Raw genomic sequence first — 26,745 nt, forward strand, 5'->3', positions numbered from 1 at the left:
TCCTGTCGCGAGGTGGCGTATATTACGCTTTCCTCCTTCAGAGTCAACCTCTTTTTCAGAAGTTTTTCTCCGGCGGCGCAGTCTCCTGAACCTCTCAACCCGTTTCCCGTTGCCGGTGTGCCGTGTTGATGGAGGCGCATTATAGGGAGTTTCCGCGGGCTGACAAGTGTTTCCTGGAATTAATTTGCTGAACGCATCTTTTTTAAACGAACGCATTAAAAAGCGGCGTTTTGTGACGGAATAACGCACAAAAACCACCATGAAAGGGTGTAAAGAGGACTGCCGCAGCCGCCTGCCAGTGCTATTCTTTTGCTTCTTCTCGCAGGATAACCCCAGGAAGGACACTCAATGATAAAATCCGCGCGCAGCATGGCAGGTTTGCCATGGATCGCTGCCATGGCCTTTTTCATGCAGTCACTGGACGCCACCATACTGAATACTGCACTACCCGCTATCGCCACCAGCCTTAACCGCTCTCCCCTGGCCATGCAATCCGCGGTCATCAGCTACACCCTGACGGTTGCCATGTTGATTCCGGTCAGCGGCTGGCTCGCCGATCGCTACGGCACCCGCAAAGTCTTCATTATCGCCGTTTCACTCTTTACCCTGGGTTCGCTGGCCTGTGCGCTCTCACCCACGCTGCCGGTGCTGGTCACTGCGCGTATCGTTCAGGGTATTGGGGGTGCGATGATGATGCCGGTCGCACGACTGGCACTGTTACGCGCCTATCCGCGCAGCGAGCTGTTGCCGGTCCTTAACTTTGTCACCATGCCGGGATTAGTGGGGCCGATACTGGGACCGATGCTGGGTGGGGTGTTAGTTACCTACGCCACCTGGCACTGGATCTTCCTGATTAATATCCCGATAGGCATCCTCGGCATCGTCTACGCACGCAAATATATGCCGGACTTTACCACCCCGAAACGCCGCTTCGACTTTCCCGGCTTTTTATTGTTTGGTTCCGGGCTGGTCATGATCTCGATTGGGATTGAGCTGTTTGGTGAGCGGATTGTCTCTGCCTGGCTGGCAGGCGGGATATTGCTCGGCGGGATCCTGTTGCTGCTTCTCTATATAGTGCACGCCCGCCGTCACCCTTCACCGCTGATCAATCTGCCGATGTTCAAAACCCGCACCTTCTCGGTTGGCATCGTCGGCAATATCGCCTCGCGGCTCGGCACCGGCTGCGTGCCCTTTCTGATGCCATTGATGTTGCAGGTGGGCTTCGGCTACTCAGCGATTATCGCGGGCTGCATGATGGCCCCCACCGCCGTCGGTTCTATTCTGGCAAAGTCGACCGTGACACAGCTGCTGCGCTGGCTGGGCTATCGCCGCCTGCTGGTTGGCATCACCATGATCATCGGGATTCTGATCGCCAGCTTCTCCCTGCAATCGCCAGCTGAGAGTATGCTCTTCTTATTACTGCCGCTGTTTATTCTGGGCATGGCGATGTCCACCCAGTTTACCGCGATGAACACTATTACCCTGGCCGATCTGGATGACGATAACGCCAGCGGTGGTAACAGCGTGCTGGCCGTCACGCAGCAGTTAGCGATCAGTTTTGGGGTCGCCGTCAGCGCTGCGGTGCTGCGTTTCTATCAGGAGTTTGAAACCGGCACCGTGGTGCAGTTCCACGCGACGTTTCTGACCATGGGTGTGGTGACGGTGCTCTCGGCGCTCACCTTTATGCTGCTGAGAAACGGTGATGGCCGTAACCTGATCTCCAATCGTGATAAGAAGAAAAAGCGCTAAACCGAACCACGCACCACCAGCTCCGGCGTCAGCACCAGCGTTTGCTGGCTGGCGTCGGGATCGCTCAGCCGGTGGATTAAAGTGTCTATCGCCAGTTCGCCCAGGGCATCTTTAGGCTGATGAATGGTGCTCAGGGGCGGAGAAAGATAGCGTGCCAGTTCAATATCGTCATATCCCATCACCGCCATCTGATGGGGAACCTGCATCCCGGCCTGGTAGAGCGCATGGTAAACCCCGACTGCCATGGCGTCGTTACTGGTAAAGACCGCTTCCGGCGGCGTTTCCAGCGCCAGCAGCTCGACCATCCCGTTGTAGCCACCCTGAAACTCAAAGTCACCGCTCACCACATAGCCCGGCATAATCTCCAGCCCGCTCTTTGCCATCGCATTGCGATAGCCCTCCAGGCGCATACGTGCCGGGGTTTTATCCTGTGGCCCGGCGATGCAGGCGATGCGGGTATAGCCGCTGTCGATAAGATGCTGGGTAGCCAGCTCACCGCCCAGCAGCGCGTTATCCTGAATAATGTCACCACGGCCTTCAAAGGGAGCCCAGTCCATCATCACCGTCGGGACCGAGGGATAACGGTTCAGAATATCAGCCGAAGGGAGATGACTTTCGGTGCACATGATCAGTAAGCCATCCACGCGCTTCTGCATCAGCGTTTCCAGGCTACGGTTCATTCGATCCTCATCCCCCGCCGTGTTGCAGAGGATCAGGCTGTAGCCGCGCTGGTAGCAACTCTCCTCCACCCCGCGCACCACTTCGGCATAAAACGGGTTACTACTGGTGGTCAGCAGCATGCCAATGGTGTGCGTCTGATTGATTTTCAGGCTGCGCGCCAGTGCGGAAGGGGCGTAGTTGAGATGGCGGATGGCCTGCTCAACTTTTTCCCGCACGCCTTCGCTGACAAAGCGGTTGTTGTTGATAACGTGCGAGACAGTCGAGGTAGAGACGCCCGCCAGGCGGGCGACATCTTTCATGGTGCTCAAGTGCTTAGCCCTGCTGCTGCAAAAATTCATCGATCTCCGCGCGCCACGGCACGGAGGGCTGCGCACCCGGTCGGGTAACGGCGATAGCGGCCGCGGCATGGGCAAATCGCACTGCTTCACGCATCGGTTTCTGCTCCAGTCGCGCGGTAATAAAGGCACCGTTGAAGGTATCGCCCGCCGCGATAGTGTCGATAGCCTTTACGCTAAAGCCCGCAATACGCTCACCTTCACCCTGCTCGCTCAGCCAGACACCGCGACGACCCAGGGTGATCAGCACCGTGCCGATACCTTTCGCATGCAGTGCCGCCGCCGCGCGGGCAGCATCCTCATCACTGTTTACCGCAATGCCGGTCAGGCTCTCCGCTTCGGTCTCATTCGGGGTAATAATGTCCACCAGGGCCAGCAGTTCGTCAGAGAGCGGAGTCGCCGGTGCCGGGTTGAGTATCACCTGGGTCTGCTGCTGGCGGGCGAGGGTGGCTGCCGCCAGCACGCTCTCCAGGGGAGATTCCAGCTGCATCAGCAGCGCATCGGCATCAGCGATCACCTGCTGGTGACGCGCCACGCAGTCGGGTGTTAACGCTGCGTTGGCCCCGGAGTAGATGCCAATCGTGTTCTCGCCTTCACGGTTGACGAAAATCATCGCCACACCGGTCGACTCGCCTGCCACCACCTCGACCGGCGACGTATCGATATTGTCCTGCGCCAGCTGCTGACGAATACGTTCGCCCGTGTCATCCGCGCCCACACAGGCGATAAAAGCGATGTCTGCGCCGGCGCGACCAGCGGCCACGGCCTGGTTCGCACCTTTACCGCCAAACGCAATCTGATAATTCTGCCCGATCACCGTTTCACCGGGACGAGGAAAGTGCGCCAGATTAAGGATGTGGTCAGCGTTAATGCTGCCAAGAACGGCCAGTTTTGCGTTTTTGCTCATTAGGGGGAGTCCGGAATAAGTGCGCCACCGGAAGGGTGGCGCGGTGCCCTGCTTTTCTTTGAGTTATTGAGTGACCAGCTTCAGGTCGACCGGGTTGATCGCCTTCACTTTTTCACCCTTCAGCACTTTATCAGCGGTATCCACGCCGATCATGCCAATTTTTTCTGGCATCTGTGCCACGGTCGCGGACAGTTTGCCACCTTCTACGGCTTTAACGCCATCGGCGGTGCCGTCAAACCCTACGACGATCACACCGGTTTTCCCGGCGGTTTGCAGGGCGCGCAGCGCACCCAGCGCCATTTCATCGTTCTGGGCAAACACCGCCTGCACATCCGGGTGGGCCTGTAACAGGTTCTGCATCACGTTGAGACCTTTGGTGCGGTCAAAGTCAGCAGGCTGGCTGGCGAGGATCTGGAACTTGTGCGCATCTGCCGCCTGTTTGAAGCCTTCGCCACGTTCACGGGCCGCTGAAGTCCCGGCGATACCCTGCAACTCAATAATTTTGGCGTTTTCACCCACTTTTTTGGCGATGAAGTCACCGGCCATTTTGCCGCCGAAACGGTTATCAGAGGCGACGTGGCTGACCACGGTGCCCTGTGCCGCGACGCGGTCCAGGGTGATAACCGGAATCTTCGCCTGGTTAGCCATCTTCACTGCATTACCAACCGCATCGGAATCCGTCGGGTTGATCAGCAGCAGTTTGGTGCCACGCACCGTCAGATCCTGCACGTTCGCCAGCTCTTTCGCCGGGTTGTTCTGTGAATCGAGCACCACCAGGTTGTAGCCCAGCTTATCCGCTTCTTTCTGCGCGCCCTCTTTCAGCGACACAAAGAACGGGTTATTCAGGGTTGAAACCACCAGCGCGATGGTATCTTTTGCCATGGCGCTGGTACTGAGCGTTGCGCCAAGGATCATGGCCAGTGCGGTTAACTTTTTCATCATGTCATCCTGTGTAGGTCAGAGTTATTTACTGCTTTTATTATCCACCAGCACCGCCAGCAGGATTACCACCGCTTTAACGATCATCTGGTAGTACGAAGAGACGCCCATCAGGTTCAGGCCGTTATTCAGGAAACCGAGGATCAGCGCGCCAATCAGGGTGCCAAAAATGCGCCCTTTACCGCCCGCCAGGCTGGTTCCACCCAGCACCACGGCGGCAATCGCATCCAGCTCATAGCCGGTTCCCGCTGTTGGCTGAGCCGAGGAGAGGCGCGCCACTTCAATAGTGCCCGCCAGCGCCGCCAGCATCCCGCTCAGGGAATAGACGATGACTTTGACGCGATTGACATTGATGCCGGAGAGGCGGGTTGCCGCTTCGTTGCCACCCAGCGCATAGATGTAGCGGCCGAGGCGGGTGTGATGCAGCATGTACCAGGCGGCGATAAAGACCAGCGCCATCAGCCAGACCGGTGCGGGCACCCCCAGCGGACGACCGATACCAAACCAGCCGAGCAGGTCGGCGTTGGCACTGAAGCCGGTGTTAATCGGGCTGCCGTCGGTATAGACCATGGTGACGCCGCGCAGCAGTAACATCATGACCAGCGTGGCGATAAACGCCTGCACCTTACCGCGTGCCACAATGGTGCCGGTCAGGGCGCCGATAGCCGCGCCGAGCGCCAGTGACGCCGCCACGGCGACCAGTGCATTCACCTCCATGCCCACCAGCGAGGCGCCCACCGCGCCGGTCAGCGCCAGCAGCGATCCCACTGAGAGGTCGATGCCGGAGGTCAGGATCACCAGCGTCATCCCGACCGCCATGATGGCGTTGACCGAGGTCTGTTGCAGGATGTTGAACAGGTTCGCCACGGTAAAGAAGTTCGGGCTCTGGCTCGCCACCACGGCGATCAGCACCATCAGCGCAATCAGTGACTTCTGTTCCAGCAGCCAGCTTTTGCTAAACCAGCGACGGCTGGCCGGTAAAGTTTGGGTCGTCATACCACTAAATCCTCGCTGTGTTGCTTGCCTACGGCGGCTGCCATCAGGCTCTCCTGAGTGGCTTCTTCTCGGGTAAATTCGCCGCTGATACGGCCTTCATGCATCACCAGAATCCGATCGCTCATGCCCAGCACTTCCGGCATTTCCGAGGAGACCAGGATAATGCTCAGCCCTTCGGCTTTAAACTGGTTAATCAGTTGATAGATCTCTTTCTTCGCACCGACATCCACACCGCGTGTCGGTTCGTCCAGGATCAGCACGTTAGGTCGGGTCATCAGGCCGCGGGCAATCGCCACTTTCTGCTGGTTACCGCCTGAAAGCAGGCCAATCGGCTGCTCCATCGAGGGGGTTTTCACGTTGAACAGCCGGATAAAATCGCCGACCGCCAGCTGCTCGGCGGCGTGTTTCAGCGTGCCACCGGTATGGCTGAAATAGCGCAGCGCGGTCAGCGACATGTTCTCTTTTACTGACATGCCTAATACCAGGCCATCACGCTTGCGATCTTCGGAGATATAGACGATGCCGTTAGCCAGCCCATCCTGCGGCGAGCGGGTCACCACTTCGCGGCCACTGAGCCACAGGGTGCCTGCGCGACGCGGCAATGCGCCGTAGAGCACCTTCATCAGTTCGGTACGGCCCGCGCCCATCAATCCTGAGATGCCGAGGATTTCACCTTTGCGCAGGGTGAAGCTGACGTTATCCACGCCCGGTCCGCTGACGTTCTCCACTTTCAGCCGCACTTCGCCTGGCGTCTGATCGAGATGGGGATATTGATCTTCCAGTTTGCGTCCGACCATCATCTCAATCAGGCTCTCTTCGGTCAGCTCGCTGACCGGACGTTCAGCAATAAACTGGCCGTCGCGGAACACCGTGACGTCATCGCAGATCTCGAAGATCTCTTTCATGCGATGCGAGATATAGACAATGCCGCAGCCCTGCGCTTTCAGTTCATTGATCACCCGAAACAGCGACAGCGTTTCGGTATCGGTGAGCGCATCCGTCGGCTCATCCATGATGATCACCTGCGACTCAAAGCTCAGCACTTTGGCGATTTCCACCATCTGCTGGTCGCCAATCGATAAATCGCCCACCAGCTTGTGGCTGTTGAAGCGCAGATTGAGCCGTTTGAGCAGCGCATCGGCTTCGGCGTACATACGCGGCCACTGGATGCGGCCAAACCGGTTTACATATTCGCGGCCAAGAAAAATGTTCTCCGCCACGCTTAATTGCGGGATCAGGTTCAGCTCCTGATGAATGATGCCAATACCCGCTTCCTGAGACGCTTTGGGTCCGCTGAAACGGGTCTCTTTACCCAGCCAGCGCAGGGAACCGGCATCATACTGGTAGATCCCGGTCAGCACTTTCATCATGGTGGACTTGCCCGCGCCATTTTCGCCCACCAGCGCCATCACCCGTCCGGCCCGGACGTTGAGCGAGGCACCCTTCAGCGCTTTCACGCCGGGGAACGATTTTTCAATGCCGTCGAGTTGCAGTAAAGGTTGCATAGCGGCCTCAGAAGGTCACACCGGCGCTGAGGATGACATTCGCAAACGGAGAGCACTCTCCGCTGCGAATGACCGCCTGACTGCGCTGCGTTTGTTGTTTGAATTGCGCATGACTGGTGTAGCTAATCGTGATGGTGTTTCCCTGGTGCTGTTGCAAGGCATCGAGCATGGCGATCAGCGCGCTGTGGAGCTGCGGATTGTGCTGCTTAATCTCCTCCGCGATCAGGGCGCTTTCCACCTGCATCTCCAGTGCAACCGCATTCACCACCTGCATAAAATCGGGCGTACCCGGCGTCAGCGCCAGATCGATACGCTGCGGACCCGCCGGAATGGGCAAGCCTGCATCGGCAATCGTCAGCGTATCCGTGTGTCCCAGGCGGGCAATCACATGAGAGAGTTCAGCGTTTAACAGGCGACCTTTTTTCATTTTTTCACTCCACAGCGAAACGTTTCGCTGTCAGGAGTGTATGAAAAGCCGCCATCAACTCAACCGGCGGATAAGAAATTTGTGATCGCTATCGAAACGTTTCGCTCACGCAGGGGAAAATTTGCATTAAGGCAGGTCATGGGCGGAAGAAAGGGCCGCGAAGGCGGCCCGGAAGAGGAGGATTACGGCAGCTTTTTAACCTGTTTGACATCCATCTCAATGCTGTTGAAATCCTTATCCAGCTCACCCGTCAGTTCCACATTATCTTTAGGCGTGAGTGTCTGACCCTTCCAGTGCTTATGGTCGATTTCCACTTTCATGGTGCCGGTCTGATCGCGAAACAGATAATCTTCATCGCCAATCTGTTTCTCCAGCTTACCGCGCACTGTGATCCAGCTGTCATCCTTCATCTCTTCCGCCTGCTTCACCGTCACCACACTGGTGTGATCGGCACTGAAGCCGCCCTGACCGGCTGCGGCCTGCGTCTGCGCGGCGGGCGCAGTGGGATCAACGAAGCCGCCCTGCTGTGCAGCAAAAACCGGCGCAGAAGCCAGCATAACGACGGCCAGAATTGCAGCGTGCTTTTTCATCTTGTTACCCCTTTTTGATGGTCTGTTCCTGTGGAATAGGGCCAGTTAACCACAAAGTTCTTAACAGCTTCTTAATGGGAAAAAATAAGCCAGTTTCGCCGAAATTCGCTGTACAGGCAGGGAATGGCTTCGTATAAAGCGCTATCGGAACAGGGAGACGTGATGCGTATTTTACTGATTGAAGACGATCGCTTAATTGGCGACGGTATCCGGGCCGGACTGAGTAAACTGGGCTTCAGCGTCGACTGGTTTACCTCCGGCGAGGCCGGTTTTAACGCGCTGCACGCTGCGCCCTGGGACGCGGTGATCCTGGACCTCTCCCTGCCGGAACGCGACGGACTCGATATTCTGCGGCAGTGGCGGCAGCAGGGTGAAGATGTGCCGGTCTTGATACTCACCGCGCGCGACGCGCTCGACCAGCGGGTCGAAGGGCTGCAACGGGGAGCCGATGACTATCTGTGCAAACCCTTCGCCTTAACCGAAGTGGCCGCTCGCTTACAGGCACTGATCCGCCGGCGTCACGGTCAGCTCCAGCCTGAGTTACGTCACGGCAATGTGGTGCTGATCCCCGGCAGCCACAGCGTGACCTGCGCAGGTGAGGCGATTTTATTAAAAAGCCGCGAACTGGCGCTGCTGGAGCTGTTTATGCGCAACCCCGGCCGGGTGCTGACGCGCAGCCAGCTGGAAGAGAAGCTCTACAGCTGGGATGCCGACGTCTCCAGCAACGCGGTGGAGGTCCACATCCATCACCTGCGTAAAAAACTGGGCAGCCACTTTATCCGCACGCTGCACGGCGTCGGTTACACCCTGGGAGCCGCTGAATGCGATCAATGAGCCTGTTTCTGCGGCTGGGCATCGGTTTTGTGCTGCTGCTCGGCCTCTGCTGGGTCAGCGCCAGCCTCAGCGCCTGGCATCAGACCCGTGAAACCCTGGATGAACTCTTCGATACCCAGCAGATGCTGCTGGCGAAGCGTCTGCTGACGCTGGACTTCTCTTCGCTGGACAACACCACGCTGCCGGGAACTAAAGAGATGCTGCGCCACCATCGTGGCGACCAGGATGATGATGCGCTGGCGTTTGCGGTCTTTACGCGCGACGGCAGACAGGTGCTGAACGACGGGGATAACGGCCGCTATCTGCCGTTTGAAGCGGAGTATCAGGGGTTTCATGAGGGAGAGCTGACCAATGATGACGACCGCTGGCGCTTTGTCTGGCTGACGACGCCTGATAAGCAGTTCCGCGTGGTGGTGGGTCAGGAGAAAGAATATCGCGACGAGATGACGCAGGATGTGATGCAGGCCAGCGTCGTGCCGTGGCTGATCGCACTGCCCTTTATGCTGCTGCTGTTGATCGCGCTGGTCTGGTCTGAACTGCGGCCGCTGAAGAGCCTGGCGAAGCAGCTGGCGCAACGCGCGCCCGATGATGATACGCCGCTTCAGGCGGAGCGGATGCCAAAAGAGGTGCAGCCGCTGATGGTGGCGCTGAATGGTCTGTTCAGCCGCATCAGCACCATGATGCAACGCGAACGGCGCTTCACCTCCGACGCCGCCCACGAACTGCGCAGTCCGCTGGCGGCGTTGCAGGTGCAAAGCGAAGTGATCCAGCTGGCCGCCGACGATGAGGCGATGCGAAGCCACGCGCTGCGACAGCTGGATGCCGGCATTGGTCGCGCCACCCGGCTGGTGGATCAGCTGCTGACGCTGTCGCGGGTGGAAGCCGATGATGCGCGCAGCGCGTTTAAACCGGTGGCGCTAAAACAGACGTTGCAGGAGACGCTGGCCGCACAGCTGCCGCTGGCGGATAAAAGCGGCGTCACGTTGCGGCTGCACGCAGACGCCGATCCGCTGATCCAGGGCCATCCGCTGCTGCTGTCGTTGCTGGTACGCAATCTGCTGGATAACGCGATTCGCTATACGCCAGCCGGCAGCGAAGTGGATGTACGGTTAGAGGCCAGCAGCCTGTCGGTAGAGGATAATGGTGATGGCCTGAGCCATGCCGACCTGCAACGGCTGGGTGAACGTTTCTGGCGACCACCCGGTCAGGAGAAGAGCGGCAGCGGGCTGGGGTTATCGATTGTGCGTAACATTGCCCAGCTGCACGGGATGCAGCTCAGCTTCAGCCAGCGCCCCGGCGGCGGGTTGTGCGTCACGCTGCGCTGGTAAAAAAATACCCGCCGGTCAGGCGGGTAGCGTGGGTCAAATCTCAACCTGGGTGCCGAGTTCAATCACCCGGTTAGGCGGGATCTCAAACTGGTCTGGCGCACGCAGCGCATTGCGCTGCAACGCCATAAACAGTTTGCCGCGCAGGCGCAGATACCAGGGTCGTTTACCGATAATTAGCGACTCATGCGACATAAAGAATGAGGTCTCCATCATCCGGCAGTTCAGCCCTTCCAGCCCGCAACGGTGGAAAATCTCCTCCACGTTGGGCGTTTCACGCCAGCCGTAACTGGCCACCACCCGCCAGAAGGTCGGCGATAGCTGCTCAATGGTGACGCGTCGCACGTTGTGCACGTAAGGGGCATCTTCTGTCCGCAGCGTCAGCAGCACCACCCGCTCATGCAACACTTTGTTGTGCTTGAGGTTGTGCAGCATGGCAAACGGGATCACGTTCAGCGCGCGCGACATATAAACCGCGGTGCCCGGTACCCGAACCGGCGGCGATTTCTCCAGCGAGGCGATCATCGCCTCCAGCGAATTGCCATGCTCGTGCATCCGGCGCAGCAGGCGGAAACGTTCGCTTTTCCAGGTCGTCATGATGATAAACATCACCAGGCCGAGGCAGAGCGGCAGCCAGCCGCCGGAGAAGATTTTCACCAGGTTGGCGGTAAACAGCGGAATGTCGATACAGAGCATCAGCACCAGGATCACAGCCACCGCCAGCTTGTGCCAGTGCCAGTTTTTAACCGCCACGGTGCAGGAGAGCATCGCCGTCAGCACCATGGTGCCGGTCACCGCAATACCGTAGGCGGCCGCCAGGTTGCTCGAATGCTCAAAGCTGATAATCACAATCAGCACCGCGAAATAGAGCACCCAGTTGATCATCGGAATATAAATCTGGCCCGATTCGCGCTCAGAGGTGTGGATGATACGCATCCCCGGCAGATAGCCCAGACGCACCGCCTGACGTGTCAGCGAGAAGACGCCGGAGATCACCGCCTGCGACGCGATCACCGTGGCCAGGGTCGCCAGAATCAGCATCGGGATCAGCGCCCAGTCGGGTGCCAGCAGGAAGAAGGGGTTTTTAATCGCGGTAGGATCGCTGAGTAACAGCGCACCCTGACCAAAATAGTTCAGCACCAGCGATGGCAGCACCACCGAGAACCACGCCAGCCGGATAGGGATTTTACCGAAGTGGCCCATATCGGCGTAAAGCGCCTCAACGCCCGTAATCGCCAGCACCACCGCGCCCAGCGCAAAGAACGAGACTGACTTGTAGTGCAGGAAAAACTGCACCGCATAGGAGGGATTCAGCGCATGCAGCACCTCCGGGTTTTTCATGATGCCGCCGACCCCCAGAATCGCCAGCACCAGGAACCAGGCTAACATCACCGGCGCGAACAGCTTGCCCACCATCCCGGTGCCATGTTTCTGAATCGCAAACAGCAGCGTGAGGACCGCAATCGACATCGGCACAATATAGGGGTCCAGCGAGGGCGCGGCTATCTCCAGCCCTTCAATGGCTGACATCACCGAAATCGCCGGGGTGATCACCACCTCGCCATAGAAGAAACTGCCGCCAATCAGCCCCATGATCACCAGCGCCGCGGTCGCGCGCGCACCGGTATGACGCCCCGCCAGCGACATCAGGGTCAGGATCCCGCCTTCACCGGCGTTATCGGCGCGCATCACATAGCTGATATATTTCAGCGAGACCACCAGCACCAGCAGCCAGAAAATCAGCGACAGAAAGCCAAAAACCGCGTCCCGCTCGACGCCGAAGCCGAACTGCCCTGAGAGACATTCACGCAGGGTATAGAGCGGACTGGTACCAATATCCCCGTAAACCACACCAATAGCGGCCAGCGTTAAACCGCCAAGCGACTGCTTATTATCCGAGCTCATAGAGTTATCTTTTGTTGGAGTCTAAGAGGCGTCAACACCTCTCGCTCAGGCCATCAAAAAGCGCACAGTATGCACGTATTGCTGAAAATTCCTATCCCCGCTTCGTCTGCCTGACTGCGTGACAGGGCGGTTTTACCCGCTGAAGCGCCATTTGCCGACGCTTTTTTACAGCAAACCTTCTGAAACAAAAAAGCTGACAGCTATCAACGCTTTCACGCATGATGATCTATAGAGTAAGGCGCTTGCTTAAGCGCGGCGGCCCGACGATTGTAAGGACATTGATGTGATTATGGCTCAACCCCATCTTTTGGCAGAAAGAATTTCTCGCCTTAGCAATGCGTTAGAAAAAGGCCTTTATGAGCGGCATCACGCTATTCGCCTTTGCCTGCTGGCGGCGTTAAGCGGTGAAAGCGTGTTCCTGCTGGGGCCGCCCGGCATCGCCAAGAGCCTGATTGCCCGCCGCCTCAAATATGCCTTTCAGCACGCCCGCGCCTTTGAATATCTGATGACCCGCTTCTCCACGCCGGAAGAGGTGTTTGGTCCGCTATCCATTCAGGCGCTGAAAGATGAAGGGCGCTATCAGCGTCTGACCAAAGGGTATCTGCCCGACGCGGAAATTGTCTTTCTGGATGAGATCTGGAAAGCCGGTCCGGCCATCCTCAACACCCTGCTGACCGCCATCAACGAACGCCGCTTCCGCAACGGCGACAGCGAAGAGACCATCCCGATGCGGCTACTGGTCACCGCCTCCAACGAACTGCCGGAAGCGGACAGCGGCCTGGAAGCGCTCTATGACCGGATGTTGATCCGCCTGTGGCTGGATAACGTCCATGAAAAGCAGAACTTCCGCAGCATGCTGACCCACCAGCAGGATGAGCATACCAATCCGGTGGCGGAATCCCTGCGCATCAGCGATGAAGAGTATGCCCAGTGGCAGCTCGGCATCAGCCAGGTCGGACTGCCCGACCCGGTGTTCGAACTGATCTATCAGTTGCGCCAGCAGCTGGAGAGCCAGCCCGCCGCCCCCTACATTTCCGACCGTCGCTGGAAGAAAGCGATTCATCTGTTGCAGGCCAGCGCCTTTTACAGCGGGCGCACCGCCATTGCGCCGATAGATCTGATCCTGCTGAAAGATTGCCTGTGGCACGATGTCGCCTCTATGCAGCTGCTGGAGCGCGAAATCGACCAGCTGATGACGCAGCACGCCTGGCAGCAGCAGCCGATGCTGCTCAGATTACAGCAGATAAAAGCGCGCCGCCTGGCTTTGCAACAGCAGCAGAGTATCGCGCAGGCGATCACGCTGGAAAAACACAGCGGCATGTTCAGCCGCAAGCCGCATTATGAGCTGCCGGAAAGTTTTACCGACGAACAGCTGACGCTGATGCTGCAAAAGCCGCTGATGCTGCATGACATGCAGGTGACTCATCTGGTCATCGCCCGTGATGCCCTGACGCAGTGGCTGCAAAAAGGTGGCGAGGTGCGCGGCAAGCTCAACGGTATCGGCTTTGCCCAGAGCCTGGATCTTCAGGTCGATGCGCAGCACTGTCTCACCATCCGTGATGTCAGCCTGCAATCTTCCCGGCTGACGCTGCCCGGCGTCAGCCACAGCGAGCCGATGCCCGGTGAGATAACCGAGGCACTGGATGCGCTGGAGAGTGAACTGCGGTCACAGCGCCATCTCTTCAGTCAGCATCAGCGCTGTCTGTTTATCAGCGATGACTGGCTGGCACGGGTTGAAACCAGCCTTCAGGATGTGGCGGAACAGCTCAAACAGGCGCGTAAATGATCTCTCTGGATACGCTCAGTACGCTGCTCTCGGTGGGTGAAAGCGAACTGATTGAAGAGCTGATTATTGCCCTGCTGGCGTCGCCACAACTCGCGCTGTTTTTTGAAAAATTCCCCGGACTGAAAAAAGCGCTGCTGCGCGATGTGCCACGCTGGAAAGCAGAAATCAGCGCGGAACTTAAAACCACGCCGGTTCCGGCCACGCTGGCTGAGGAGTTTCAGCTGTTCCAGCGGGTACAGCTGCTCAGCGATCGTGAGTTCAGCCAGCAGCTGGCCGCCACACTCCAGACGCTGGAAAGCCTGCCTTCTCCCTTTATGGATGAAGCCCGCCGGCTGCTGCAACACACCGATGTCAGCCATCTCAGCAGCGCGCAGCACCAGCTTTTTTTACAGCGCTGGCGGCTTAGCCTGACCTTACAGACCCTGACGCTGAATCAGCAACTGCTGGAGCAGCAGCGCGAACGCCTGCTGGCGGAACTGCAACAGCGCATGGCGCTGAGCGGCCAGCTTGCGCCGATCCTCGGTGACGACGATGAAGCCGCCGCAGGCCGGTTGTGGGACATGAGTAAAGCCTCGCTTCAGCCGGGCGACTCTCAGCTGATGCTGCAATATGGCGATTTTCTGGCGCAGCAACCGGAGCTGCTGAAGCTGGCACAGCAGCTCGGACGCAGCCGCGAAGCCAAATCGGTGCCGTCGCAGGATGCGCCAATGGAGGCGTTTCACCAGATGGTGCAGGAACCGGCGGCCGTACCGGAAGAGGTCAGCGGCATTCATCAGAGCGACGACGTGCTGCGACTGCTGCCACCGGAGCTGGCCGCGCTGAGCATCAGCGAGCTGGAGCTGGAGTTTTACCGGCGGCTGGTGGAGAAGCGGCTGCTGACCTACAAGCTACAGGGGGACGCCTGGCATGAAAAGGTGACGATGCGCCCGGCCAGCCACCAGCAGCAGGAAGAGCAGCCGCGCGGACCTTTTATTGTCTGTGTCGATACCTCCGGTTCAATGGGCGGTTTCAACGAGCGCTGTGCCAAAGCGTTTTGTCTGGCGCTGCTCAGGATCGCGCTGGCCGATCGCCGTCGCTGCTACATTATGCTGTTCGCGCATGAGGTGATCGGCTACGAACTCACCGGCGATGACGGGCTGGAACAGGCGATCCGCTTTCTCAGTCAGCGCTTCCGCGGCGGCACCGATCTGGCGGCCTGTCTCTCTTCGGTGGTCACCCGCATGGAAGGCCCGCTCTGGCAGGAAGCCGATGCGGTGATCGTCTCCGATTTTATTGCCCAGCGCCTGCCGGAAGAGGTGATTGGGGCAATCAAAAAACGTCAGCGACATAATCAGCAACGTTTTCACGCCGTGGCGATGTCCGCCCACGGAAAGCCAGGTATTCTGCGCATCTTCGACCATATCTGGCGCTTCGACACCGGGATGAAAAGCCGCCTGTTACGTCACTGGCGTCGTTAACGCCCCAGACAGAAATCCACATTTGCTATAGTAAATTGCCGTTTCACTTACTCAGCAATCTGGAGCTTCCTGTGACGCTTGCTCAACCTCACCGCGATCTGCCTGCGCCGACGCGAACGCTATTGCTCTCCGGCCAGAACATTGAACAAAAACGTGCCGAGCTGCTGGCCTATTTTCATCAGACCTGGGAGCAGTACGAAAACCTGTTTACCTGTCTGGCCGATCCGCAGGGCTGGTTTACCAAAGCCATTCCGCTGCGCCATCCGCTGATCTTCTATTTCGGTCATACCGCCACCTTCTACATTAATAAGCTGATGGCCGGGCGCTATATCGATGCGCGTCTGGACGATCGCATCGAAGCGATGATGGCGATTGGCGTCGATGAGATGAGCTGGGACGATCTCAACGACAGCCACTATGAATGGCCGACCATTGATGAGGTGCGCCACTACCGCAGCCGCGTCAAAGCGCTGGTCAGCGATCTGATCCAGAGCATGCCGCTCACGCTGCCGATTACCTGGGAGAGCCCGGCCTGGGTGATCCTGATGGGGATTGAGCATGAGCGCATCCATCTGGAAACCTCCAGCGTCCTGATCCGCCAGTTGCCGGTGGAGTGGGTGCAACCCCAGGCGGCGTGGCCGATCTGTCCGCTGGCGCGCCACCAGCGCGAGGAGGTGCCCGCGAACGCGCTGCTGCCGATGCCAGGCGGCAGCGTGACGCTGGGCAAAACCGATGATACCTATGGCTGGGATAACGAATATGGCCGCCAGCAGATCACCCTGCAACCGTTCCAGGCCAGCAAAATGCTGGTCAGCAACGCGGAGTTCCTGACCTTCGTCGAGGCGGGCGGTTATCAGGACGTCCGCTGGTGGGATGATGAGGGCTGGGGCTGGTGTCAGTTTGCCAAAGCGGAGATGCCGACGTTCTGGGTCGGCACGCCTGCGATGCCCGATCAGCTTAAGTTGCGTCTGATGTGCGAAGAAGTGGCGATGCCGTGGGACTGGCCAGCCGAGGTCAACCAGCTGGAAGCGGCGGCCTTCTGCCGCTGGAAAGCCGCAGAGACCGGCCTGCCGGTTCAGCTGCCGTGTGAAGCGGAGTGGGCTCAGCTGCGCGAACAGGTGGCGGGCGATCAGCCGGACTGGGAACGGGCGCCAGGCAACATTAACCTGGCTTACTGGGCCTCGTCCTGCCCGGTCGATCTCTTCGCCCAGGGCGAGTTTTTCGATATTGTCGGCAACGTCTGGCAGTGGACCACCACGCCGACCAACGGCTTTGAAGGCTTCAAAGTCCATCCGCTCTATGACGACTTCTCCACCCCGACTTTTGATGGCAAACATTCGCTGATCAAAGGCGGCAGCTGGATCTCAACCGGCAACGAGGCGCTGAAATCGGCGCGCTATGCTTTCCGCCGTCACTTCTTCCAGCATGCCGGTTTCCGTTACGTGGTCTCCAGCCATCAGGAGACCATGACGCTGAATCCGTATGAATCTGACGCGATGGTGTCGCAGTATCTCGACTTCCAGTATGGCCCGCGCTATTTCGGCGTGGATAACTATGCTGAAAGCCTGGTGAAACTGGCGCTGAACTACACCACGGCGCGCGGCGACGCGCTGGATATTGGCTGCGCCACCGGTCGCGCCAGTTTTGAGCTGGCCCGCCATTTTGATCGGGTGACCGGGATGGATTACTCGGCGCGCTTTATTGATGTGGCGCTGCAACTGGCCAGCGGGGAAGATTTCCGCTATCTGCTGCCGCAGGAGGGCGAGCTGGTGGAGTATCGTCAGGCGCGGCTGAAAGACTTCGCGCTGGATGGCGAGCTGGCGCAGCGGATCCAGTTTATGCAGGGCGACGCCTGCAACCTTAAACCGCAACCGGGCCGTTACGATCTGGTGCTCGCGTCCAACCTGATCGATCGCCTGCGTCAGCCGGCGCGTTTTCTGCGGGATGTGACGCCGATGCTGCGTCCGGGCGGCATTCTGCTGCTCTCCTCGCCCTACACCTGGCTGGAGGATTTCACGCCGAAAGAGAACTGGCTGGGCGGCGTGCGCGAGAATGGCGAGGCGCTGACGACGCTCCAGGCGCTGCAACGGCTGCTGGCGGCGGAGTTCGATCTGCTGGCTGAACCGCAGGATCAGCCGTTTGTCATCCGGGAAACGGCGCGCAAGTTCCAGCATACGCTGGCGCAGGTCACGGTCTGGCGCAAACGCTAAGCGAACCGGCAGCGGCGCCCGTCGCTGCCGATCCTTGCCTGAACCGCGCTTTTGCTGCACATTCACCCTTGTTCACTCAAGCAGACCGATAACGAGGATGGCCATGGCCGAACATCTGCAGCTCGATAACCTGGATCGCGGCATTCTGAATGCGCTGCTGGACAATGCGCGTACCGCTTATGCCGAGCTGGCCAAACAGTTCAACGTCAGTCCCGGCACCATTCACGTGCGGGTAGAAAAGATGAAGCAGGCGGGCATCATACTCGGCACCCGGGTTGATATTGATCCGCGCCAGCTGGGGTTTGATGTCTGCTGTTTTATCGGCATCATCCTGAAGAGCGCCCGCGATTATCCGGCGGCGCTGAGTAAACTCGATGCGCTGGATGAAGTGGTGGAGGCCTGGTACACCACCGGCCACTACAGCATCTTTATTAAAGTGATGTGTCGTTCCATTGATGCCCTGCAACAGGTGCTGATCAACAAGATCCAGACCATCGATGAGATTCAGTCGACAGAAACCCTGATCTCGCTGCAAAACCCGATCATGCGAACCATCAAACCCTGATCTTCTCTTCTCCTGTGCACAACCTTATCCCGGACGAACGCGGCGGCTGACAACGGCTGCGTTCGTTTCTCCCGATCTATTAACCCTGTTTTCCACAGGTGGATCACCGCTTGATCACAGCGTACAATGCTCGCCTTAATCTCCAGGAGAGCAAGATGGCCGATATTACCTTAATCAGTGGCAGTACTCTGGGCAGTGCCGAGTATGTGGCTGAGCATCTGGAAGAAAAGTTACAGGAAGCGGGTTTCTCAACGCAGATGCTGCATGGCCCGGCGCTGGATGAGCTGCCGCATGAAGGCATCTGGCTGGTCGTCTGTTCAACCCACGGCGCAGGCGATATTCCTGACAATCTGCTGCCGCTGTTCGAAGCCATCAGTGAAAGCCAGCCCGATCTCTCGCAGCTGCGTTTTGGTGCGGTCGGACTCGGTAATCATGAATATGATCTCTTCTGCGGCGCGATCCGCCAGATAGAGGCACTGCTGATCGCCCAGGGTGCGCAGCGGATCGGCGATCGTCTGGAAATTGATGTGCTGGAACATGAGATCCCTGAAGATCCGGCTGAAGCCTGGCTGACAGAGTGGAAAAACGCGATCTGAAGCCGGTCGGGGATCGCGAAATAGCCACGATCCCCAGTGAAAGATGCTGATTTTGCTCTTTCATCGACGTTTCTTTTGTGGATAACTACCCTATTTTACTGCGTATAACCGGTAGTTATCCAAAGAACAACCGTCGTATCTTTTTTGAGCTGTGGATAACAGCCCATTTTGATCTCAGGTTATACGGATCAGGATCACCGATCATTCACAGCTAGTGATCCTGGCTAATATCCTGTAATGGAAGCGGTTCTGGCACATATCCACAGAAACCGGCGATCCTAATAAGAGATCTAACAGAAAGATCATATACAGATCTAAGATCCTTTCTTTTAAAACCTGACGATCCCGCGGCTTTCACCCCAGACGGAATTTGAGTAGAATCCACGCCCCAGGACGACGATCCTGCACGTTCATCAACCGAGGTACCACTTCATGTTTTATCAGGATCCTTTTGACGTCATCGTAATTGGTGGTGGTCATGCGGGCACCGAAGCCGCAATGGCGGCGGCCCGAATGGGTCAGCAAACCCTGTTACTCACCCATAACATTGATACGCTTGGACAAATGTCCTGTAACCCGGCGATTGGTGGCATTGGCAAAGGACATCTGGTGAAGGAAGTGGATGCCATGGGGGGGCTGATGGCCCATGCGATCGATCAGGCGGGCATCCAGTTTAGGATACTAAACGCCAGCAAAGGGCCGGCTGTGCGGGCGACCCGTGCACAGGCCGATCGCGTGCTCTATCGCCAGGCGGTGCGGACCGCGCTGGAGAACCAGCCCAATCTGATGATCTTTCAGCAGGCGGTCGACGATCTGATCGTGGAAAACGATCGGGTCGTGGGTGCCGTCACCCAGATGGGGCTGAAGTTCCGCGCCAAAACCGTAGTACTCACCGTCGGCACCTTCCTGGACGGCAAAATTCATATCGGACTGGACAACTACAGTGGCGGTCGCGCTGGCGATCCCCCGTCCATTCCGCTGGCAAAACGACTGCGTGCGCTGCCGCTGCGGGTTAACCGCCTCAAGACCGGCACGCCGCCGCGTATTGACGCGCGCTCTATCGATTTTTCCGTACTGACGCCGCAGCATGGTGACAACCCGATGCCGGTGTTCTCATTCATGGGCAGTGCCGCACAGCATCCGCAACAGGTGCCGTGCTGGATCACCCATACCAATGAGAAAACCCATGAGGTGATCCGCAACAACCTCGATCGCAGTCCGATGTATGCCGGGATCATCGAAGGGATCGGCCCGCGTTACTGCCCGTCGATCGAAGACAAAGTCATGCGCTTTGCCGATCGCAACTCGCATCAGATCTTCCTGGAGCCGGAAGGGCTGACCAGCAATGAGATCTATCCGAACGGTATCTCAACCAGCCTGCCGTTTGACGTGCAGATGCAGATCGTCCGGTCGATGCAGGGCATGGAGAACGCGAAGATCGTGCGTCCGGGTTATGCCATCGAGTATGACTTCTTCGATCCGCGCGATCTCAAACCGACGCTGGAGAGTAAATTTATTCACGGCCTGTTCTTTGCCGGACAGATCAACGGCACCACCGGCTACGAAGAAGCGGCAGCGCAGGGGATGCTGGCCGGTCTGAATGCGGCTCGCCAGTCAGCGGATAAAGAGGGCTGGGCACCGCGTCGCGATCAGGCCTATCTCGGCGTGCTGGTTGACGATCTCTGCACGCTCGGCACCAAAGAGCCTTACCGGATGTTCACCTCCCGCGCCGAATACCGTCTGATGCTGCGCGAGGACAATGCCGATCTGCGTCTGACCGAAACCGGCCGTGAGCTGGGTCTGGTCGATGATGCGCGTTGGGCGCGTTTCAATCAGAAGCTGGAAGCGATTGAACAGGAGCGTCAGCGCCTGCGCGACATCTGGGTGCATCCGAAATCGGAGCACGTCGCTGAGGTGAACACGGTGCTCAGCGCGCCGCTGACCAAAGAAGCGAGCGGCGAAGATCTGCTGCGTCGCCCTGAGCTGACCTATCTGAAACTGATGACGCTGGAGAGCTTTGGTCCGGCGCTGGCGGATGAGCAGGCGGCCGAGCAGGTTGAAATCCAGGTCAAATATGAAGGTTACATCGCGCGTCAGCAGGAAGAGATCGATCGCCAGCTGCGTAACGAGAACACCCTGTTACCGGTTGAGCTGGACTATCGCCAGGTGAACGGACTCTCGAATGAGGTGATCGCCAAGCTGAACGATCACAAACCGACCTCTATCGGTCAGGCGACGCGCATCTCCGGCATTACCCCGGCGGCGATCTCAATTCTGCTTATCTATCTGAAAAAACAGGGTCTGCTGCGCAAAAGCGCCTGATTTGAAACGGGGCGGGTTATCCCGCCCCCGCTGAATGGACTTATGCTGTGATCAACACACTCACGTCGCTGCTACAGGCAGCCAGTATTTCTCTTTCCGATCAACAAAAACAGCAGCTGGTAGCCTATGTCGGCCTGCTGGACAAGTGGAACAAAGCCTACAACCTGACCTCGGTGCGCGACCCGCAGCAGATGCTGGTTCGCCATATTCTCGACAGCATCGTGGTCGCTCCGCATCTTACAGGCTCCCGCTTTATTGATGTCGGCACCGGACCGGGCTTACCAGGCATTCCGCTGGCTATCGTGATGCCCGATGCCCACTTTACGCTGCTCGACAGTCTCGGTAAGCGGGTCCGCTTCCTGCGCCAGGTTCAGCATGAGTTAGGACTCACTAACATTGAGCCGGTGCAGAGCCGGGTTGAGGCGTTTCCGGCCGAACCGCCGTTTGATGGCGTGATCAGCCGGGCGTTCGCTTCGCTAACCGATATGGTGAACTGGTGTCACCATCTGCCCGGGGCAGAAGGGCGCTTTTTCGCCCTGAAAGGGGTGCGCCCGGACGATGAGATCGCCGCGTTACCGGCAGGCTATGTGTCACAGGTGGTTAAGCTGAACGTGCCCCGGTTAGAGGGCGATCGTCATCTGGTGATAATTGGCCGCGAACAGGCTTGCGGTTAACAGGGATTTTCCGGCTCTGCCGACGGCTGAAAAAAGCGCAGATGATGCGCTATCAATAAAAGATTTTTATTAAGCTCAGCAGGGCGACAGGTTAAAAAAGCCGACGGAAACTATCCGAAAAGCTCTGTTACATTTAACGTTTAATTCACATTTGTTTAGCAGAAATATCACTTGTATAGCCGGGCTGCCGAATAAAAGTAGTCACGGCTGAAAATATATCGTGGTAATAACTCTGCGTACATAATATCAATTTTATGATTTTCAACCACTGTTCGATGTCAATAGCCTGTTTTCGGCAGAAATAGCCTTTTCAATGCAGAGGGTTAATTTCATGTAATTGATTTTACTGTGTTTTTTATGTTAACAGATTTTTCTTAAATAGCCGTTAAGCAAAATTCAGAGCGCCACAGGTGCTTATTATGTGATCTAAAGCACGCTTTAACCGGCCATTCTGCGTGAATTTTACGGCAGATAACAACCCTTTGCCGCGGGCTGAAATTTCAAAAAAGAGTGCTCTGGAAAGAAATTTAAATAATTGTTCACCTTTTCGCTACTTACTGATTGAAATCGCAGGTGCGGCCCGTATAATTTGCACGGCTTTTGCTGCTTGACTCAACTGCGCAAAGGCAGTCTTATACGACACGCGACATACCCCTTACGGGGCAGGAGAGTATCAGCGTCATGTCAGTGTCTCTTTACAGTGTGAAATTCGCCAGAACGGTGCTGATGATTCAGCTGGTGACGATAGTCATCATCGGCGTGCTCTTTGCTCTTAAAGATGTCACCTGGGGTGTTTCTGCTCTGGCTGGCGGAGCGGCAGCCTGGCTGCCGAACGTGTTGTTTTTGTTTTTAGCCTGGCGCCTGCAGGGGCAACCCCCAGCTTCGGGGCGAGTCGCGTGGAGCTTCGCTTTGGGTGAAATAGCCAAAGTGTTCGCGACCATCATTTTGCTCATTGTGGCGTTGGGTCTATTCGGAGCGGTTTTCTGGCCGGTCGGAATAACCTGGTTATCGGTGCTGGTGGTACAGATGTTGGCACCGGCGGTAATTAACAACAAAGGGTAAGAGGCATCATGGCTGCAGGAGAAATCTCTACTCCGCAAGAATACATAGGTCACCATCTGAACAACCTTCAGCTGGACCTGCGTACTTTCGAGTTAGTGAATCCGCACGACGTTCCCGCGACGTTCTGGGTATTAAATATCGATTCCATGTTTTTCTCTCTGGTGCTGGGAGTGATCTTCCTGGTGTTGTTCCGTAGCGTGGCGAAAAGCGTCACCAGCGGTGTGCCAGGGAAAATGCAGGCGGCTATCGAACTGGTTGTCGGCTTTGTCGATGACAACGTGCGCGACATGTATCACGGTAAGAGTAAACTTATCGCCCCGCTGGCTCTGACAATTTTTGTCTGGGTCTTTCTGATGAACTTCATGGATCTGCTGCCTATCGATCTGCTGCCGTATATCGGTGAGCATTGGCTGGGCCTGCCGGCGCTGCGCGTCGTGCCGTCAGCAGACGTGAACATCACGCTATCTATGGCGTTGGGCGTATTTATTTTGATTCTGTTCTACAGCATCAAAATGAAAGGCATTGGCGGCTTCACGAAAGAGCTGACGCTGCAGCCTTTTAATCACCCGATCTTCATCCCGATCAACCTGATTCTGGAAGGTGTGAGCCTGCTGTCTAAACCGGTATCACTGGGTTTACGACTGTTCGGTAACATGTATGCGGGTGAGCTGATCTTTATCCTTATTGCCGGTCTGTTGCCGTGGTGGTCGCAGTGGGTGCTGAATGTGCCGTGGGCCATTTTCCACATCCTGATCATTTCGCTACAGGCTTTCATTTTCATGGTCCTCACGATTGTCTATCTGTCGATGGCATCTGAAGAACATTGATTTTTTTTCAACACTACTTTCCCTCCTGATTCCGGGTGGCAGCGCACGCCGCTGAAGCCCGGAAGATGAAGGGAGCATTTAACTGAAACAAACTGGAGACTGTCATGGAAAACCTGAATATGGATCTGCTGTACATGGCTGCCGCTGTGATGATGGGCCTGGCGGCAATCGGTGCTGCGATCGGTATCGGCATCCTCGGAGGAAAATTCCTGGAAGGCGCTGCTCGTCAGCCTGACCTGATTCCTCTGCTGCGCACGCAGTTCTTTGTTGTAATGGGTCTGGTGGATGCAATCCCGATGATCGCTGTTGGTCTGGGTCTGTACGTGATGTTTGCTGTCGCCTAAAGCCCTGTGTTCACTCAGCGCACAGTGTGCAAGGGTGAACGGATTCTGCCGCTTATCGCTGATAACGGCAGAAAAGTTAAATACTCAATCTAGAGGCATTGTGCTGTGAACATTAATGCAACAATCCTCGGCCAGGCTATCGCGTTCATCCTGTTTGTCGCGTTCTGCATGAAGTACGTATGGCCGCCGATTATGGCTGCCATCGAAAAGCGCCAGAAAGAAATTGCTGAAGGCCTTGCTTCTGCTGAACGTGCGAAAAAAGATTTGGATCTCGCGCAGGCCAATGCGACCGACCAGCTGAAAAAAGCTAAAGAAGAAGCCCAGGTCATTATCGAGCAAGCGAACAAGCGTCGCGCGCAGATTCTGGACGAAGCGAAAACCGAAGCTGAAAACGAACGTAATCGCATCGTGGCACAAGCGCAGGCGGAAATTGACGCCGAACGCAAACGTGCTCGCGAAGAACTGCGTTCGCGCGTCGCGATGCTGGCAATGGCCGGTGCCGAGAAGATCATCGAACGTTCCGTGGATGAAGCTGCTAACAGCGACATCGTTGATAAACTGGTCGCTGAACTGTAAGGAGGGAGGGGCTGATGTCTGAACTGATTACTGTAGCTCGCCCCTACGCCAAAGCAGCTTTTGACTTTGCTGTTGAGCATCAAAGTATTGAACGCTGGCAACAGATGCTGGCGTTTGCCGCAGAAGTGGCTCGCAATGAACAGATGGCTGATCTGCTCTCAGGTGCATTAGCCCCTGAAGCGCTGGCAGCGTCGTTTAACGCAGTCTGTGGTGATCAACTGGATGAACCCGCGCAGAACCTGATTAAGGTGATGGCGGAAAACGGACGTTTGACAGCGCTTCCGGCTGTACTGGCCCAATACATCGAACTGCGTGACGCTCATGAAGCCACCGCTGAAGTTGATGTTATCTCCGCCAGTACGCTGAGTGACGACCAGCTGACCAAAATCAGCGCCGCGATGGAAAAACGTCTGTCACGCAAAGTTAAGCTGAATTGCAAAATTGATAAGTCTGTGATGGCAGGCGTGATCATCCGTTCGGGTGATCTGGTTATTGATGGCAGCGTACGCGGCCGTCTTGACCGTCTGGCTGACGTCTTGCAGTCTTAAGGGGACTGGAGCATATGCAACTGAATTCCACCGAAATCAGCGAACTGATCAAGCAGCGCATTGCTCAGTTCAATGTCGTGAGTGAAGCTCACAACGAAGGTACGATTGTTTCTGTAAGTGACGGTATCATCCGCGTACACGGCCTGGCCGATGTGATGCAGGGTGAGATGATTGCCCTGCCGGGCAACCGTTACGCTATCGCCCTGAACCTCGAGCGTGACTCGGTAGGTGCAGTGGTGATGGGTCCTTACGCTGACCTCGCCGAAGGCATGAAGGTTAAGTGTACTGGCCGTATTCTGGAAGTACCGGTAGGCCGTGGCCTGCTGGGCCGCGTGGTGAACACCCTGGGTGCACCTATCGACGGTAAAGGCGCAATCGACAACGACGGTTTCTCACCGGTTGAAGTGATTGCACCAGGCGTTATCGACCGTCAGTCCGTCGACGAGCCGGTTCAGACCGGTTATAAGTCCGTCGATGCGATGATTCCAATCGGCCGTGGCCAGCGTGAGCTGATCATCGGTGACCGTCAGACCGGTAAAACCGCGATGGCGATCGATGCGATCATCAACCAGCGCGACTCCGGCATCAAGTGTGTCTACGTGGCGATTGGTCAGAAAGCCTCTACCATCTCTAACGTGGTACGTAAGCTGGAAGAGCATGGCGCGTTGCAGAACACCATCGTTGTGGTGGCCTCTGCGTCTGAATCCGCTGCGCTGCAATATCTCTCTCCTTACGCCGGTTGTGCGATGGGCGAATACTTCCGCGACCGCGGCGAAGATGCACTGATCGTTTACGATGACCTCTCTAAACAGGCTGTCGCTTACCGTCAGATTTCTCTGCTGCTGCGTCGTCCACCAGGTCGTGAAGCTTTCCCTGGTGACGTGTTCTATCTCCACTCCCGTCTGCTGGAACGTGCATCACGTGTCACCGCTGACTACGTTGAGCGTTTCACTAATGGCGCAGTGACAGGTAAAACCGGTTCACTGACCGCGCTGCCAATCATCGAAACCCAGGCGGGCGACGTTTCTGCGTTCGTTCCGACCAACGTAATCTCGATTACCGATGGTCAGATCTTCCTGGAATCGAACCTGTTTAACTCCGGTATTCGTCCGGCGGTTAACCCAGGTATTTCGGTATCGCGTGTCGGTGGTGCAGCCCAGACCAAGATCATCAAGAAACTGTCCGGTGGTATCCGTACCGCGCTGGCACAGTATCGTGAACTGGCGGCGTTCTCGCAGTTCGCCTCCGATCTGGATGATGCAACCCGCAAACAGCTGAGCCACGGTCAGAAAGTGACCGAGCTGCTCAAGCAGAAACAGTATGCGCCGATGTCTGTCGCGCAGCAGGGTCTGGTGCTGTTCGCCGCAGAGCGTGGCTATCTGAACGACGTTGAACTGGCAAAAATTGGCAGCTTTGAAGCTGCGCTGCTGGCCTTCGCCGATCGCGACCACGCTGAGCTGATGGCTGAAATCAACCAGTCGGGTAACTTTAATAACGACATCGAAGCCAAGCTGAAAGGCCTGCTCGAGACGTTTAAAGCAACCCAGTCCTGGTAATGTCTGGCGGCTTGTCTGAAAAGGCAGGC

The 26,745-nt window shown here is 57.1% G+C and carries 24 protein-coding genes and 1 pseudogene; 16 read left to right on the plus strand and 9 right to left on the minus strand.

Translation table 11 applies throughout. The annotated features are described in order from the left end of the window. A pseudogene (locus ACCW71_RS16380) lies at positions 1-249 on the minus strand (hypothetical protein); the annotation flags it as partial. Between the two features lie 99 nt (positions 250-348). Between ACCW71_RS16380 and mdtD the strand changes: the two are divergent. Beyond that, complete coding sequence (gene mdtD, locus ACCW71_RS16385; protein ID WP_436373211.1) at positions 349-1,749, plus strand: multidrug transporter subunit MdtD; 1,401 nt, start codon at positions 349-351, stop codon at positions 1,747-1,749. Here the strand turns inward: mdtD and rbsR are convergent. From rbsR to ACCW71_RS16420, 7 genes are all read right to left on the minus strand, one after another. Next, positions 1,746-2,729 carry a ribose operon transcriptional repressor RbsR gene (rbsR, locus tag ACCW71_RS16390; RefSeq protein ID WP_436373395.1) on the minus strand — a complete coding sequence of 328 codons (984 nt, stop codon included), beginning with the start codon at positions 2,727-2,729 and terminating at the stop codon, positions 1,746-1,748. The two genes, mdtD and rbsR, sit on opposite strands and share 4 nt — an antisense overlap. Positions 2,730-2,742: 13 nt before the next feature. Further along, positions 2,743-3,672: a ribokinase gene (rbsK, locus tag ACCW71_RS16395; RefSeq protein ID WP_436373212.1), complete on the minus strand. Its 930-nt coding sequence runs from the start codon at positions 3,670-3,672 to the stop codon at positions 2,743-2,745. Between the two features lie 63 nt (positions 3,673-3,735). Beyond that, positions 3,736-4,611: a ribose ABC transporter substrate-binding protein RbsB gene (rbsB, locus tag ACCW71_RS16400; protein WP_436373214.1), complete on the minus strand. Its 876-nt coding sequence runs from the start codon at positions 4,609-4,611 to the stop codon at positions 3,736-3,738. Positions 4,612-4,635: 24 nt separating this feature from the next. Then, complete coding sequence (rbsC, locus tag ACCW71_RS16405) at positions 4,636-5,607, minus strand: ribose ABC transporter permease (RefSeq protein WP_436373216.1); 972 nt, start codon at positions 5,605-5,607, stop codon at positions 4,636-4,638. After that, positions 5,604-7,112, minus strand: coding sequence for a ribose ABC transporter ATP-binding protein RbsA (rbsA, locus tag ACCW71_RS16410; protein ID WP_436373217.1), 1,509 nt, complete (start codon positions 7,110-7,112; stop codon positions 5,604-5,606). Before rbsA ends, rbsC begins: the two co-directional genes overlap by 4 nt. Before the next feature lie 7 nt (positions 7,113-7,119). Further along, positions 7,120-7,539, minus strand: a complete 420-nt coding sequence (rbsD, locus tag ACCW71_RS16415) for a D-ribose pyranase (RefSeq protein WP_436373219.1) — start codon at positions 7,537-7,539, stop codon at positions 7,120-7,122. A 182-nt stretch (positions 7,540-7,721) separates the two neighbouring features. Further along, positions 7,722-8,129 carry a YgiW/YdeI family stress tolerance OB fold protein gene (locus tag ACCW71_RS16420; protein WP_436373220.1) on the minus strand — a complete coding sequence of 136 codons (408 nt, stop codon included), beginning with the start codon at positions 8,127-8,129 and terminating at the stop codon, positions 7,722-7,724. 162 nt (positions 8,130-8,291) lie between these two features. Here ACCW71_RS16420 and qseB point away from each other — a divergent pair, with 162 nt between their 5' ends. Next, the gene (qseB, locus tag ACCW71_RS16425) at positions 8,292-8,963 is read left to right on the plus strand and encodes a quorum sensing response regulator transcription factor QseB (RefSeq protein WP_436373222.1); all 672 of its coding nucleotides are present in this window, start codon (positions 8,292-8,294) and stop codon (positions 8,961-8,963) included. Beyond that, positions 8,951-10,291, plus strand: coding sequence for a quorum sensing histidine kinase QseC (gene qseC, locus ACCW71_RS16430; RefSeq protein WP_436373224.1), 1,341 nt, complete (start codon positions 8,951-8,953; stop codon positions 10,289-10,291). Before qseB ends, qseC begins: the two co-directional genes overlap by 13 nt. A gap of 33 nt (positions 10,292-10,324) precedes the next feature. Here qseC and kup read toward each other — a convergent pair whose 3' ends face one another. After that, positions 10,325-12,193, minus strand: a complete 1,869-nt coding sequence (gene kup / locus ACCW71_RS16435) for a low affinity potassium transporter Kup (RefSeq protein ID WP_436373226.1) — start codon at positions 12,191-12,193, stop codon at positions 10,325-10,327. A 289-nt stretch (positions 12,194-12,482) separates the two neighbouring features. On the opposite strand from kup, the gene ravA reads away from it, so the two are divergent. The 13 genes from ravA to atpA all read left to right on the plus strand — a co-directional run bounded on the left by ravA (position 12,483) and on the right by atpA (position 26,716). Continuing rightward, a complete protein-coding gene (gene ravA, locus ACCW71_RS16440) occupies positions 12,483-13,979 on the plus strand; it encodes an ATPase RavA (protein ID WP_436373227.1) in 1,497 nt (498 codons plus the stop codon). Beyond that, complete coding sequence (gene viaA / locus ACCW71_RS16445) at positions 13,976-15,436, plus strand: ATPase RavA stimulator ViaA (protein ID WP_436373229.1); 1,461 nt, start codon at positions 13,976-13,978, stop codon at positions 15,434-15,436. The genes ravA and viaA overlap by 4 nt, the downstream gene beginning before the upstream one ends. A 71-nt stretch (positions 15,437-15,507) precedes the next feature. Further along, on the plus strand, positions 15,508-17,646 hold the full coding sequence (gene ovoA / locus ACCW71_RS16450) for a 5-histidylcysteine sulfoxide synthase (protein WP_436373231.1): 2,139 nt from the start codon (positions 15,508-15,510) through the stop codon (positions 17,644-17,646). Positions 17,647-17,749: 103 nt separating this feature from the next. Then, positions 17,750-18,211, plus strand: a complete 462-nt coding sequence (asnC, locus tag ACCW71_RS16455) for a transcriptional regulator AsnC (protein WP_003849496.1) — start codon at positions 17,750-17,752, stop codon at positions 18,209-18,211. Positions 18,212-18,366: 155 nt separating this feature from the next. Further along, a complete protein-coding gene (mioC, locus tag ACCW71_RS16460; protein ID WP_436373233.1) occupies positions 18,367-18,807 on the plus strand; it encodes an FMN-binding protein MioC in 441 nt (146 codons plus the stop codon). A gap of 432 nt (positions 18,808-19,239) precedes the next feature. Further along, the gene (gene mnmG / locus ACCW71_RS16465; protein WP_436373234.1) at positions 19,240-21,129 is read left to right on the plus strand and encodes a tRNA uridine-5-carboxymethylaminomethyl(34) synthesis enzyme MnmG; all 1,890 of its coding nucleotides are present in this window, start codon (positions 19,240-19,242) and stop codon (positions 21,127-21,129) included. 47 nt (positions 21,130-21,176) lie between these two features. After that, positions 21,177-21,803, plus strand: a complete 627-nt coding sequence (rsmG, locus tag ACCW71_RS16470; protein WP_436373235.1) for a 16S rRNA (guanine(527)-N(7))-methyltransferase RsmG — start codon at positions 21,177-21,179, stop codon at positions 21,801-21,803. A gap of 681 nt (positions 21,804-22,484) precedes the next feature. After that, positions 22,485-22,865, plus strand: a complete 381-nt coding sequence (gene atpI, locus ACCW71_RS16475) for a F0F1 ATP synthase subunit I (RefSeq protein WP_436373237.1) — start codon at positions 22,485-22,487, stop codon at positions 22,863-22,865. Between the two features lie 8 nt (positions 22,866-22,873). Beyond that, positions 22,874-23,692: a F0F1 ATP synthase subunit A gene (gene atpB / locus ACCW71_RS16480; protein WP_436373239.1), complete on the plus strand. Its 819-nt coding sequence runs from the start codon at positions 22,874-22,876 to the stop codon at positions 23,690-23,692. A gap of 104 nt (positions 23,693-23,796) precedes the next feature. Continuing rightward, a complete protein-coding gene (gene atpE / locus ACCW71_RS16485; protein WP_003849523.1) occupies positions 23,797-24,036 on the plus strand; it encodes a F0F1 ATP synthase subunit C in 240 nt (79 codons plus the stop codon). Between the two features lie 105 nt (positions 24,037-24,141). After that, entirely contained in the window at positions 24,142-24,612 is a 471-nt protein-coding gene (gene atpF / locus ACCW71_RS16490) for a F0F1 ATP synthase subunit B (protein WP_436373241.1), read from the plus strand. A 14-nt stretch (positions 24,613-24,626) separates the two neighbouring features. After that, positions 24,627-25,160: a F0F1 ATP synthase subunit delta gene (atpH, locus tag ACCW71_RS16495; protein ID WP_436373242.1), complete on the plus strand. Its 534-nt coding sequence runs from the start codon at positions 24,627-24,629 to the stop codon at positions 25,158-25,160. 14 nt (positions 25,161-25,174) lie between these two features. Continuing rightward, a complete protein-coding gene (atpA, locus tag ACCW71_RS16500; RefSeq protein WP_436373244.1) occupies positions 25,175-26,716 on the plus strand; it encodes a F0F1 ATP synthase subunit alpha in 1,542 nt (513 codons plus the stop codon). The last annotated feature ends 29 nt before the right edge of the window (positions 26,717-26,745 follow it).

Source organism: Pantoea sp. C2G6 (assembly GCF_051336815.1).
Taxonomy (GTDB): Bacteria; Pseudomonadota; Gammaproteobacteria; order Enterobacterales; family Enterobacteriaceae; genus Pantoea.